Raw genomic sequence first — 13,577 nt, 5'->3', positions numbered from 1 at the left:
TTCTAAAACTATAATATGAAAAATAAAAGATGTGATTGGTGTGGAGAAGATCCAATTTATGTTGAATATCACGATAAAGAATGGGGTGTACCTGTTTTTAATGATACAAAATTGTTTGAATTTTTAATTTTAGAAACTTTTCAGGCTGGTTTAAGCTGGATTACTGTTCTTAAAAAACGAGAAAATTTTAGAGAAGCATTTGATAATTTTAATTATAAAAAAATAGCAACCTATAACGATAATAAATTCAACGAATTACTTAACAACAAAGGAATTATAAGAAATAAATTAAAAATAAAAGCAACCATTTCAAATGCAACTTGTTTTATGGAAATTCAGAAAGAATTTGGTTCTTTTTCTAATTATATATGGAAATTTACTAACGGAAAACCTTTAAAAAACACATACAAAACATTAAGTGAAGTTCCTGCTACAACTCTTCTTTCTGATATTATTTCTAAAGATTTAAAAAAACGTGGATTTAAATTTGTTGGTTCTACCGTAATTTATGCTTATATGCAAGCCACTGGCATGGTAAACGACCATATTACAAGCTGTTACAGACACAAACAAGTAAATGAACTAATTTTTTAACGCATTAAAAACTTAATAAGCTTCAATTTAAATTTTGTTAATGGGTAGTATTTTAAATTAGGCTCAAACCAAGTACTTTTTCTTAAAATGGATTTATAATGCGAAAATGCTTTAAATCCATATACTCCATGATATGAACCTATTCCACTATTACCAACACCTCCAAAAGGTAAATTTTCATTCGTTATTTGCATTACAGCATCATTAATTGCTCCCGAACCAAATGAAACTTCTTTTTCTATTTTTTTTATAAAAGCATTATTATTTGAAAAGATATAACAAGCTAAAGGTTTTGGCTTTAATTTTATTTGAGTTATAATTTCATCAATATTTTTATAAGCTATTACAGGAAGTATTGGCCCAAATATTTCATCTTCCATTATTTCATCGTTAAAACTAACATCTGTTAAAATAGTTGGATCAATAGTGTTTTCTCCAAGGTTATAAGTCCCGCCAAAATAAAGTTTTTCTGAATTTATTAATGAAATCAGCCGTTTTGTATTTTTTTGATTAATTATTTGAACATAATTATTGTTTTCAATTTTAAAATTAGATGTTTTAATTTCTGCAATTAATTGCTTTAAAAACTCAGTTTTAATTGACTCATGAACACACACATAATCTGGAGCAATACACGTTTGTCCTGCATTTAAAAATTTTGCCCAAACTAGCCTCTTAACACTTACTTTTATATTAAAATTTTCATCAATAATTGCAGGACTTTTACCTCCAAGTTCTAAAGTAACAGGTGTTAATTTTTTTGCAGCTGCTTTATAAATTATTTTTCCTACAGCTGTACTTCCTGTAAAAAATATTTTATCAAATTTTTCATTTAATAGTTTTGTAGTTTCTATAACTCCACCTTCAACAACTTTAAAAAATGCTGGATCAAATGCTTCATTTAAAATTTTTGCTAATAAAGAACTTGTTTCTACAGCAATTTCACTTGGTTTTAAAACAATTGTATTTCCGGCTGAAATTGCAGCAATTGCAGGAGATAATGATAATTGATATGGATAATTCCAAGCTCCAATAATTAATGTAACACCTAGTGGTTCTGGAATTATATAACTTTTCCCAGGAAAATTTAAAAAATTTGTTGATACCCTTTTAGTGCGTACCCACTTATGTAATTTTTTACAAGCTAAATTAATTTCACTATAAATTATACCTAATTCTGTTGTATAGGTATCGAATTCAGATTTTTTAAAATCTTTAAATATAGCCTCGTTTAAAAGCTGTTCATTTTCTTTTAAAAGCTGTTTTAACTTTTTAAGTTGTTCAATTCTAAATGAAATACTTTTAGTAACATTTGTTTGAAAAAACTTTTTTTGAGCTGCTACAATTTCATTCATTTAAAAAATCTTAAAAGTTTAAACTATTAATTTATAGGAATATAAATCTCCGTAACCCATTTCGCTGGATTAGGATTGTCGGTTGGTCGTACAGAATACACTTCAAAAGGCTCACTCGTTTCCAAAGCTGTAAACCCTTGTTCTGTTAGCTCTTTATATGCAGCTTCCCAGGCTTCGTGAGAATATTGATAACTACCATAAAAAATAGTTTTAAATGTTTTTTGAGGTTCTAAAAACCCAGTTAAAACATCATCTGTAGTAATAATTCTTTCTTTAACAGGTACACCAGTTGAAAACATTGTTGTATTGTTAGCACTATCCCAATTATGAGTTAACAAAAATGGTTTTCCAGATGGTTCAATAGCGTTTTCATCCATGTAATTAATTACATTTTTAAACATTTCACTCATATGCTTATCTACATCATCTATTTTACAAGAAATTGATTGGTATAAATAAAAACCACCACCATAATCTACTTCTCCAATAATTTTAAAAGAATGCTTATCCATTTCTGCTAACAAATGTTGTTCTAACAACTCAAGCCCACGATCATACATTGGCTTCATATTTTTTTCTATACCACCTTGCGTTAACCAATATGCTTTTTCACTAAAAGAACTTTCTCCTCGCATTCCCCAAGTCACTTTATTTCCAGTTTCAGTTTCAGTAATATCCCAATACACTTCAGGTGTAGTTCCAGTTCCAAAATCTATTTGCTGAATAAGACCTTTATTAGGCACTACAGAAATTGTTTTCATTGACCCAGTTCCTTCTTTACCTGTCCAAGAATAAGATGCACCAACACCAGATGTTACCTCTGGATAACTTGCTACAATTGTTGAGTCTATTTCATACCAAGGGCCCCAGTGTTGCCAATTTTTATAATCGTTTATGTTTTCAAAAATCAACGAAGCATGTACTTTCATTATTTTTGAACTTTTAACATCATAATTACCAGGTAATGTTGCAATATAAATTGCTGTACCAATAATTATTATTAATAAAAAAAACAATAGGTATTTAAAAAACTTCATAACAATAAAATTTATATTTAATTTAATGCTAAATTACTAAATAATAACAATTTTTAATTTAAATGAATTAAAAGAATCTTGAGATTTTACCAGCTTCCTCCGCCTCCGCCTCCGAAACCACCTCCAGAAGAGCCACCTCCACCTGAAGAGCTACTTGATGGTGTACTAACCATTGTAGATCTAGCTGATGTTATTGAATTGGAAAAAGAATTAGTAAAATGATGCATGGTTAATGGACCAGATGTTGAGTTATACCAACTTGGTGGCTGTAAGTTTAAAGCTTCAAACTTTTTTGCCCAATCATTAAATAGACCAAATGCAAGTGCATAGCCCATTGTAGATTCAAAATAAGTTGGATTGTCGTTTAAAAGCATTTTTAATTTATTCTCTTCTGCTACTTTTATAAATTGTTTAAAACCTTTTAATTCAGATAAAACTGCATTTCCTTTCGTATTTTTTTTAACCAAGTAAATAGACATAATCAATAAAAATATTGCTACTGGTATTACAGCTATTGCTGCTAAAAGTCCCCATATATTTATGAACAAAAAGAAGCTTACAATTGCAATGATTAAAATTCCAATCACAACTTTAGTTTGCATTTTTCTTGCGGCTTCAACATAATAAATTTGTGCTTTTTCTTTTAAAATTACTTTTGCTTCAAGCATTGTTGTATAAAATGTATTTTTCAAACTACTTATCAACACTTCTTTATTAGCTATTTCTTTGTAAGTTCCAAACAGTCCTTTAAATAGTTTCTTTTCGTAATCTGAAGCGTCAACAGGCAAAGCTTTTAATAATATTAATTTTGTATCGTCTTTCGATAATAATCCATCTTTAGGAATGTATTCCATTTTAATAATTCCATGTGCTCCCCAATGTGGAATAAATGAAATTAAATCTTGCGTATCACCTCTATCATCAATTAAAAAACCAGCCATTGCAGGATCTACACCACTAGGTGGGAAATAACTTGTAGTTGCTACGACTTCATCATCTTTTCCATACTTATTCCATACCCAATAAAAAGCAGCTAAAAATACACCAATTAACAATATCCATCCATAACTTGCCCAAAATGGCCATAATGGTTTTATTTCCTTTATAGAATTTGGTGGCAAATTTAATAATACTGTAACACTTTCTCCGTAAGAAGATTTAAAATTAGCAGTACTTTTTGCAGTATAAACACTATTTAAATAAGTAACTTCAAATTCTTGACTATTATTTTTATTTCCTGTTGTTCCTGAATATACAAAAAGATCATCTGGCTTTAAGTCTATATTTTCTGGAAGGTAAATTGTAAAATCCAATTGTTCAAAAACAGTATTCCATCCATCTGGCTTTACATTCCAATAGAACTGAATTTTAGAATCATCAAAAAGAAAAGCATTATAAACTCTATATTTTATTTGATAATGTTGCGGTCCAATAAGTGAAATATCTTTATCTCCTATTTTTATATTAAGGTTATCGCTTAGTTGTTGTTCAAAATCGAAATCCACTTCATATTTATAATTTGGAACTTCAACATTTCTAATTTTTATTTTACGTTTTTCTTGGGTTCCTTCGGCTGTTAATAAGTTGTATTTGGTTTGTATATCTCGGTAAATACCGTGTTTATGTACTTCAAAAGTGAGGTCATAGTTTTCAACTACATCAAAATAGCCTTCTTCACTTATGTAAATTTGAATATGACTTTTATTTACAATAAAATCTTGTGCATTACTATTAAGAAAAAATAAAAATCCGAAAAGAACAAGAACTAATTTTTTCATAACCTTTAGTTTAATCGAAACTAACTTTTACATTTTCACGACTTTCTTTATCGGTTTCAAAAAATTCGAATTGTTGATAATTAAACATTCCCGCAAACAGTGTTCCTGGGAAACTCTCTCCATAAGTATTATTTACTCTAACAGTACCATTGTAATACCTACGACTACGTTCTAAATTTTCTTCAATTTCGTTAAGTTTCTGCTGCAAATCTAAATAATTTGTATTTGCTTTTAAATCTGGATACGCTTCACTTAAAGCAAATATACTACGTAAGGTTTGTTGCAATTGATTTTCTGCTTTTATCTGTGCATTTATATCGTTTGAAGGCACAGCCATTGCCGAATTTCGGGCATTTATAACATTTTCTAATGTAGATATTTCGTGTTTTGCATACCCTTTTACAGTTTCTACCAGGTTTGGTATTAAATCGTATCTACGTTTTAAAGCTACATCTATATTGCTCCAAGCATCTTTAACCACGTTCTTATTTTTTACAAATCGGTTAAAAACATTTACAAGCAATAAAGCAAGTATTAAAAGAACTCCTAAAGAAATAAACATAAGACTTATAAATTATTTGGGTTTATACTATAATTAAAAATAAATATAATCATTAGAATTTAGAATTACTAATGTAGCTTATTTAATTATAACCCGTTGGTATTTAATTTAAAATTAAACTTACTTATTGTTTACATTACTTCTTATCAGATTCCTTAATAAAAATTATAAGGAAATAGCACTAGATTTTATAGTCTTTAAATATTACTTAGTATTATATTCTAATGTAAAGAAAATGTGATTAATGTAAAAATAGCAATTATTAAAAAAACTGCAATCACAATAATAAAGGTATTTTTATAGTGCTTTTTATGAACTTTTATATCTTTTCTATAACTCCATATCATTAAAATTGTAAATGCAATTACAAAAAAAGCTGCAAAAATAAGTTGTCCTTTACTAAACATATTAAATGTGTGTATTTAAACTCAAAAATACATAAATTTTCAATAACAATTACTTCTCTTTAAACTGACTTTAAGTATTTATCTAAAATTAAATTGATTATACATACAATCACATTTAGTATCTAAACTGCCTTGGTTTCAAATTTTTACTCGCATTATAAGCTATTTCAAAAACCCTCTTTTTTCTAGTCTCTTTTCGTTTGGCAGAAACAACCCAGTACAATAAAATCTTTTTATTAGAATTACTTAGACATTTAAAAAATGCTAGGGAGTTATTATGCTTTGCAAATTCTTCCTTTAAATCTTCTGGTATTATTAGAGCTTCAATTTGATCTAAAAATGTCCAAGAACCATTTGCTTTGGCAATTTCAATACTTTTGTAACCATTTTCGTTCATAAGACCTTGCTCTATTAAGAATTGAACTTTATCCTTATTAATTTTAGACCAATTACTTTTTGGTTTACGTTTGCTAAAATATTGCTTATATGTTTCTGTATCTATTGTTTTTTTAACACTATCAATCCAACCAAAACAAAGTGCTTGATCTACAGAATCACTCCAACTTAGATTAAATTTAGGAGATTTTTTCTTGTAAAATATCAGCCAAACTCCATCTTTTTTATTGTGATTTAGTTCTAACCATTTTCTCCAATCATGGTAGTTAGCTGGACAATAATCTTCAACATTTTTCATACCATACTATTTTAGGAAGGAATAATTCTAAATTAAAAAACGCCTTTTTAACATATTAAAAAGGCGTTTTTTATATTATATTTCTAAAAATTAAGATTCTTCTTCTCCCTCTTTTAGAGGTGTAGATTGCAAAACAAAATCTTCATCTAATCCTGGTTTACTGTAATCATAAGCCCATCTATGCACTTCTGGAATTTCACCTGGCCAGTTTCCGTGAACATGTTCAACCGGAGTTGTCCATTCTAAAGTATTCGCTTTCCAAGGATTTTGAGTTGCCTTTTTACCTTTATAAATACTGATAAAGAAATTTGCTAAGAAAATTAACTGAGCAGCTCCACCCATAATTGCAAACATTGTAATTACAATATTAACATCGGCTACATCATCAAATAAAGGGAAAGCTGTATTTGCGTAATATCTACGTGGTAAACCGGCTAAACCAACAAAATGCATTGGGAAGAAAACTCCATAAGCAGCAACAACTGTAATCCAGAAATGCCAGTATCCTAAAGTTTTATTCATCATTCTACCGTACATTTTAGGGAACCAATGATAAACTCCTGCAAACATTCCATAAATTGCAGACACACCCATTACTAAATGAAAGTGAGCAACTACAAAATAAGTATCGTGCACATTAATATCTAAAGCGCTATCTCCAAGAACTAACCCTGTTAAACCACCAGAAATAAATGTTGAAACAAAACCTATTGAAAAGAGCATTGCGGTATTCATTTGAATATTTCCTTTCCACATAGTTGTAAGCCAGTTAAAAGCTTTTACTGCAGAAGGAATTGCAATTAATAAGGTTGTAAATGTAAATACAGATCCTAAAAATGGATTCATACCTGAAACAAACATATGGTGACCCCAAACAATTGTAGATAAAAACGCAATTGCTATAATAGATCCAATCATTGCTCTATAACCAAATATTGGCTTTCTAGAATTACAAGCTATAATTTCTGATACGATTCCCATTGCTGGCAAAATAACTATATAAACTTCTGGATGTCCTAAGAACCAGAATAAGTGTTCGAATAACACTGGTGAACCTCCTTGATAGTGTAATACTTCACCTTGAATAAATATATCTGACAAGAAGAATGATGTTCCAAAACTTCTATCAAAAATTAACAACAGAGCTGCAGATAATAAAACTGGGAATGATACTACACCAATAATTGCAGTAACAAAGAATGCCCATATTGTTAATGGTAATCTTGTCATTTTCATTCCAACAGTTCTTAAATTTAACACTGTTACAATATAATTTAAAGCTCCTATTAATGAAGAAGCAATAAATATTGCCATTGAAATTAACCAAAGTGTCATACCCATTCCAGAACCGGGTATTGCTTGTGGTAAAGCACTTAAAGGAGGATAAATTGTCCAACCTGCAGAAGCTGGTCCAGCTTCAACAAAAAGTGAAATTACCATAATTATACTTGATAAGAAGAACAACCAATACGAAACCATATTTAAAAACCCTGAAGCCATATCTCGAGCTCCAATTTGTAAAGGAATTAAAAGGTTACTAAAAGTTCCACTTAAACCTGCTGTTAATACAAAAAACACCATAATTGTACCATGAATGGTAACAAGTGCTAAATATATATCTGGAGACATAACTCCACCATCTTGGTGGTTTCCTAAAAATGCTTCAATAATCGAAAATGATGTATCTGGCCAAGCAATTTGCAAACGAAATAGCATAGACATAAATACACCAATAATACCCATAAAAATTCCAGTAACTAAATACTGTTTAGAAATCATTTTATGGTCAGTACTAAAAACGTATTTTGTGATAAATGTTTCTTTATGATGATGATCTGACATAATCTATTTTTTTATTTAGTAGTAGTAATAATAATAGTTAGTTTATTGCACAACTTGCGCCATCGTTTTTTGTTCTTTCATCCATGCATTAAAATCTTCTTCTTCTTCAACAATAATTTTCATTTGCATATTGTAATGAGATGAACCACAAATTTTGTTACATAAAAGTAAATAATCAAACTCGTAAGGATCTTCTCCTTTTTCAGCTCTGATTTCATTTATTCCTTCAACTTTAGCTATGGTTTCATCATTTAAACGCATTTCTTCAGTAGTTAATGAAGGTGTAAATGCAAATTGCGTAACCATACCAGGAACACAATTCATTTGTGCTCTAAAGTGAGGCATATAAGCCGAGTGCAATACATCCTGTGAACGAAACTTAAATATTACCTTTCTTCCTTTTGGTAAACGTAATTCTCTAACAGGTACATCGTCTAAGGCATTTAAATCAGACATGTCAACACCCATTGTATTAATTCCTTTTATATTTCTAACATTTGCTAAACCTAGCTCATTATCTTCGCCGGCATAACGTGCTTCCCAAGAAAACTGTTTTGCGTAAACTTCAACAATTAGAGGGTCTTCAGCATCTGAAGGATCCATAACATCTACCCAAACAGATAAGCCATACAATACCAAACCTGCTAGTACAACTGCAGGAACTATTGTCCAAATCATTTCTAATTTATGGCTGTCTGCATAAAACAACGCTTTTCTTCCTTTTATTCCTCTATATTTAAAAGCAAAATAGAAAAGTAAAAATTGAGTAATTGCCTGTACCACTAGAATTAATATCATAGTTACGGCATATAAAGTATCGTAACTCTCACCTTCTACAGAGGCTGCATCAGGTAGTAAAATTACAGAGTATTTTACAAACGTAAATATCATTAATCCATAGAAGAATATTCCAAAAATCGCAAATAAAATACCTTGGGTATTATTATCCTTTTCAGTGGCTATTACGCTTTTAAATTTTAGAATACTTGCAACTTGCCAAATAGCTACGGCAACAACAATTGCCAGTAAAATATAAAGTAATGCTGTCATTTTTTTAGTTTAGATTTTTTTAGTTGTGCCAAATATAAAAAAAATCCTGAATATTTTGTATTCAGGACTCTTTTCTATGAGTATATTTTATCTTTTAGTAGTGATATTGTTCACTTTCTTTTATAAAAGGATTACCTTTTGCTAATAAAGGAGCTTTTGTTAATGCGTTAAACACTACATAAATAAATATTCCTAGTACTAATAATGCTGCACATATTTCAGTAATTCCGAAAAACCATTGATCTCCAACTGTAGCAGGCATAATCATCACAAAAATATCAATATAATGTCCAATCAATATTAGTATCCCTGTTGATACTATAAACCAGTTAACACGTTTATAATCACTATTCATTAATACTAATAGAGGGAATAAAAAGTTTAAAACTAACATTCCTAAAAACGGAACATTATAATCGTTAAATCTAGTTACAAAATAAGTAACTTCTTCTGGGATATCTGCATACCAAATCAGCATAAATTGAGAGAACCATAAGTAGGTCCAAAAAATACTGAAACCGAACATAAACTTAGCTAAATCATGTAAATGGCTATCATTTACAAATTCTAAATAACCTTTTCCTTTTAAATATATAGAAACAAGAGCAATAGTTGTTATTGCTGAAACTATCATACTTGAAAATAAGTACCATCCGAATAAAGTACTAAACCAGTGAGGATCTAAAGACATAATCCAATCCCAAGACATCATAGATTCTGTTACTAAAAAGAATACTAAAAATGCTGCAGAACGTTTAAATAATTTTGTGTAATTACTTATGTCTGTAGCGTTATCTTGTGCTAAAGTTAATTTTCTTGAATGTTCTCTATACCAAATCCAACCACCAATATAAATAGCAGCTCTAATTAAAAAGAAAGGTATATTTAAATAACCAGCTTTATTTTGAATTAATTCATCATGTGCAACTACTTCTGGATCCATCCAAACAAATAAATGATTTAAATGTAGTGATGAAAGAACAAAAAACACAAATAATAAAATTCCACCTATTGGTAAATAAGCAGTTATTGCTTCCATTACTCTAAATAATACAATAGGCCAACCTGCTTGCGAAACATGTTGAATTGCATAAAATGCTAAGGTTGCCAATGAAATCATAAAAAAGAAAAATAGTGCAACATAAACTGCTGACCATGGTTTATTCATTAAATAATGAAAAGCGTGTTCGGCGTGTACATCATCTGCATGTGCTGTGTCATGGGCGTTATTAGCCTGTGCTTCATTTTGATGTGTTGCTGCTTCATCGTGAGCATTATGACTTTCTTGAAGCATTATTTTAACATCTTCTACTGAACTTGGTGTAGTAAAAAAACCGTAAGCAACACCTAAAATACCTACTATCATTAAGGCGTAAGAAAATGTTTTTAATTTACTTGAAAAGGTATACATATCTTTAAATTCTATCTTAGTAAAAGTGTTATTTTAATAATTCAGTTCTAAGTTGTTGCACGTACATAGTTACTTGCCAACGTTCCTTAGTTGTTAATTGAGAAGCGTGAGATCCCATCATATTTCTACCATGCATAATTACGTGGTAAATACTTCCTTCAGTAATATCTCTATCTTTATAATTAGGTACACCTAAAAACTTTTCTCTCTCTACTAAAACTCCATCTCCAGCTCCAGATTTACCATGGCAAGTTAAACAGTATATATTATACATTTTTTTACCATTCTCTAAATTAGCTTCTGTTAATTCTAAAGGGTTTTTAAGTTCTAATTTAGCAGCTTCATAGTCTTCATTTGTATCTTCATACTCATAAGGAACATGACCTCTTGCAATAGTTCCTTCAGCAGGTAACTGAGTAGTCATACCATTAGAGTAATTTGGGTTTTCTGTATAAGTTTCGTAGCCTACAGATTTGTACATATCAGGCATATATTGGTAATTAGGTTTTGACTTATCACCCCAACAAGATGATAAAACAAATAGAAACACCAATGCAATTGTTATTTTTAAAATGTTCTTCATTTTAATTAATGCTTTTCAGTTACTTTAATTTCAACCGTTCCTGTATTTTCTAAAAAAGAAACTAATTCTTTTTCATTTCCATCTACAGTAACTTCCATTACAAACATATCGTCTGTTGTTCTAGGATCTGGATTTTCAGCTTCTTTAAATGGCCATAATCTACTTCTCATATAAAAAGTAATTACCATTAAATGCGCTGCAAAAAACACACTTAATTCAAACATAATTGGAATAAAAGCTGGCATATTTTGTAAAAATGTAAAACTAGGTTTTCCTCCAATATCTTGTGGCCATTGTTCTATCATCATATAATTCATCATCCAAACAGCAAATATAAAACCTACGCATCCATACATAAAAGCAGTAATTGCAATTCGCGTACCTTTAAGTCCCATTGCTTTATCTAAACCATGAACTGGAAATGGTGTATAAACTTCTTCTATATGATGATTTGCTGCACGTACTTCTTTTACAGCATCCATAAGGATGTCATCATCATTATACATTGCTTGTATTACTTTTGAGCTCATAATTACCCGTTATTTTTTAAGTTTTTAGCTTGTCCTGCCCAATCATCTCGTTTTGCTCTACCTTTAAATGAATCTAAAAGTGAGTCTAACAAATCATATTCTTTTTCAGTCATTTTACTAACTTGTTCAAAACTATAAATACCAATTGTATTTAATATTTTTTCTAACTTAGGTCCTACTCCACTAATTAATTTTAAATCATCCGCAGTTTGTGTTGTAACATCAAATGTTCCTAAACTACCTAATAACACATTTTTTTGTTCTGAAGTATCTTTAGTACTTGCAGGTGTTTCTTTTGAAGTTTTAATCTCCTTTTTAGTAGGTGCTGGATTTTTTCCTCCTGCATCTCTGTATAATTTATAAGCTTCTCCAGAAGATTTTAAAATAGATTTAACCTCTGCTTGCGCAATTACAGGGAAAGTTCTTGCATATAATAAAAACAATACAAAGAAAAATCCTATTGTACCAACGTAAATTCCAATATCTACAAATGTTGGTGAGAACATAGTCCAAGATGATGGTAAGTAATCTCTATGTAAAGATGTTACAATAATTACAAAACGCTCAAACCACATTCCAATATTTACAACTATTGAAATAATAAAAGAGAACATAATACTTGTACGTAATTTTTTAAACCACATAAATTGTGGAGAAAGCACATTACAACTCATCATTAATAAATATGCCCACCAGTAAGGACCAGTGGCTCTATTTAAAAAGGCATATTGTTCATATTCTACACCTGAATACCAAGCAATAAATAACTCGGTAATATAAGCACAACCTACAATTGAACCTGTAATCATAATTACAATGTTCATTAATTCTATATGTTGTTTTGTTATGTATGCTTCTAAATTTGATACTTTTCTCATAATAATAAGCAAGGTATTTACCATTGCAAATCCAGAGAAAACTGCTCCAGCAACAAAGTACGGAGGAAAAATTGTTGTATGCCAACCAGGAATTACCGATGTAGCAAAGTCAAAAGATACAATTGTATGTACAGAAAGTACTAAAGGTGTAGCTAAACCAGCTAAAACCAAAGATACTTCTTCAAAACGTTGCCAATCTTTTGCTCTACCTGTCCATCCAAAACTTAATAAACTATAAATTTTCTTTTGAAAAGGTCTTACAGCTCTATCACGCAACATTGCAAAATCAGGTAATAAACCTGTCCACCAGAAAACTAATGAAACAGATAAATAGGTTGAAATTGCAAAAACATCCCACAGTAATGGTGAGTTAAAGTTAGTCCAAAGTGATCCAAATTGGTTAGGAATTGGCAACACAAAATGTGCATTCCACATACGTCCCATGTGAATTACAGGGAACAAACCTGCTTGAACTACAGAGAAAATTGTCATTGCTTCGGCAGAACGGTTAATACCCATTCTCCATTTTTGGCGGAATAATAATAATACAGCTGAAATTAAAGTACCAGCATGACCGATACCTACCCACCATACAAAGTTAGTAATATCCCAGGCCCAGCCTACGGTTTTATTTAAACCCCAAACTCCAATTCCTGTTCCAACGGTGTATATAATTGCGCCAAGTCCCCAAAGGAATGCTAAAAGTGCAATTGTAAAAGCTGTCCACCATAATTTATTTGCTTTACCTTCAACTGGAGCTGCAACATCCAATGTAATATCGTGATAGCTTTTATCCCCAACAATTAAAGGTCTTCTAATAGGTGCTTCGTAATGAGACGACATATTCTAATTTAAT

Annotated in this window: 12 protein-coding genes; 1 reads left to right on the top strand and 11 read right to left on the bottom strand. The window is 30.1% G+C overall.

Annotation, left to right across the window (positions count from 1 at the left end):
* The first annotated feature begins 15 nt into the window (after nucleotides 1-15).
* Nucleotides 16-594 (top strand): DNA-3-methyladenine glycosylase I, encoded by a 579-nt coding sequence (locus MKD41_RS14505; protein WP_240243065.1) that lies wholly within the window; start codon nucleotides 16-18, stop codon nucleotides 592-594.
* Here the strand turns inward: MKD41_RS14505 and MKD41_RS14500 are convergent.
* The 11 genes from MKD41_RS14500 to nrfD all read right to left on the bottom strand — a co-directional run bounded on the left by MKD41_RS14500 (nucleotide 591) and on the right by nrfD (nucleotide 13,564).
* Nucleotides 591-1,949: an aldehyde dehydrogenase gene (locus tag MKD41_RS14500; RefSeq protein WP_240243064.1), complete on the bottom strand. Its 1,359-nt coding sequence runs from the start codon at nucleotides 1,947-1,949 to the stop codon at nucleotides 591-593. The genes MKD41_RS14505 and MKD41_RS14500 overlap by 4 nt on opposite strands.
* 26 nt (nucleotides 1,950-1,975) lie before the next feature.
* Nucleotides 1,976-2,986: an SRPBCC family protein gene (locus MKD41_RS14495; protein WP_240243063.1), complete on the bottom strand. Its 1,011-nt coding sequence runs from the start codon at nucleotides 2,984-2,986 to the stop codon at nucleotides 1,976-1,978.
* 86 nt (nucleotides 2,987-3,072) lie between these two features.
* Nucleotides 3,073-4,764, bottom strand: a complete 1,692-nt coding sequence (locus tag MKD41_RS14490; RefSeq protein WP_240243062.1) for a DUF2207 domain-containing protein — start codon at nucleotides 4,762-4,764, stop codon at nucleotides 3,073-3,075.
* Between the two features lie 10 nt (nucleotides 4,765-4,774).
* Nucleotides 4,775-5,326, bottom strand: coding sequence for a LemA family protein (locus tag MKD41_RS14485; RefSeq protein ID WP_240243061.1), 552 nt, complete (start codon nucleotides 5,324-5,326; stop codon nucleotides 4,775-4,777).
* 522 nt (nucleotides 5,327-5,848) lie between these two features.
* Nucleotides 5,849-6,427: a YdeI/OmpD-associated family protein gene (locus MKD41_RS14475; RefSeq protein ID WP_240243059.1), complete on the bottom strand. Its 579-nt coding sequence runs from the start codon at nucleotides 6,425-6,427 to the stop codon at nucleotides 5,849-5,851.
* 90 nt (nucleotides 6,428-6,517) lie between these two features.
* Nucleotides 6,518-8,269, bottom strand: coding sequence for a cytochrome c oxidase subunit I (locus tag MKD41_RS14470; protein ID WP_240243058.1), 1,752 nt, complete (start codon nucleotides 8,267-8,269; stop codon nucleotides 6,518-6,520).
* Between the two features lie 42 nt (nucleotides 8,270-8,311).
* A complete protein-coding gene (locus MKD41_RS14465; RefSeq protein WP_240243057.1) occupies nucleotides 8,312-9,319 on the bottom strand; it encodes a cytochrome c oxidase subunit II in 1,008 nt (335 codons plus the stop codon).
* Nucleotides 9,320-9,413: 94 nt separating this feature from the next.
* Nucleotides 9,414-10,730 carry a quinol:cytochrome C oxidoreductase gene (locus tag MKD41_RS14460; protein ID WP_240243056.1) on the bottom strand — a complete coding sequence of 439 codons (1,317 nt, stop codon included), beginning with the start codon at nucleotides 10,728-10,730 and terminating at the stop codon, nucleotides 9,414-9,416.
* A 28-nt stretch (nucleotides 10,731-10,758) separates the two neighbouring features.
* Complete coding sequence (locus MKD41_RS14455) at nucleotides 10,759-11,313, bottom strand: c-type cytochrome (RefSeq protein ID WP_240243055.1); 555 nt, start codon at nucleotides 11,311-11,313, stop codon at nucleotides 10,759-10,761.
* 5 nt (nucleotides 11,314-11,318) lie between these two features.
* Nucleotides 11,319-11,843 carry a DUF3341 domain-containing protein gene (locus MKD41_RS14450; RefSeq protein WP_240243054.1) on the bottom strand — a complete coding sequence of 175 codons (525 nt, stop codon included), beginning with the start codon at nucleotides 11,841-11,843 and terminating at the stop codon, nucleotides 11,319-11,321.
* A 2-nt stretch (nucleotides 11,844-11,845) separates the two neighbouring features.
* On the bottom strand, nucleotides 11,846-13,564 hold the full coding sequence (gene nrfD / locus MKD41_RS14445) for an NrfD/PsrC family molybdoenzyme membrane anchor subunit (RefSeq protein WP_240243053.1): 1,719 nt from the start codon (nucleotides 13,562-13,564) through the stop codon (nucleotides 11,846-11,848).
* Nucleotides 13,565-13,577: the final 13 nt, after the last annotated feature.

The organism is Lutibacter sp. A64 (genome assembly GCF_022429565.1).
Classification (GTDB): domain Bacteria; phylum Bacteroidota; class Bacteroidia; order Flavobacteriales; family Flavobacteriaceae; genus Lutibacter.
Note: the sequence above shows the minus strand (reverse complement) of the source record. Positions and strands in the feature narration are given on the sequence as shown.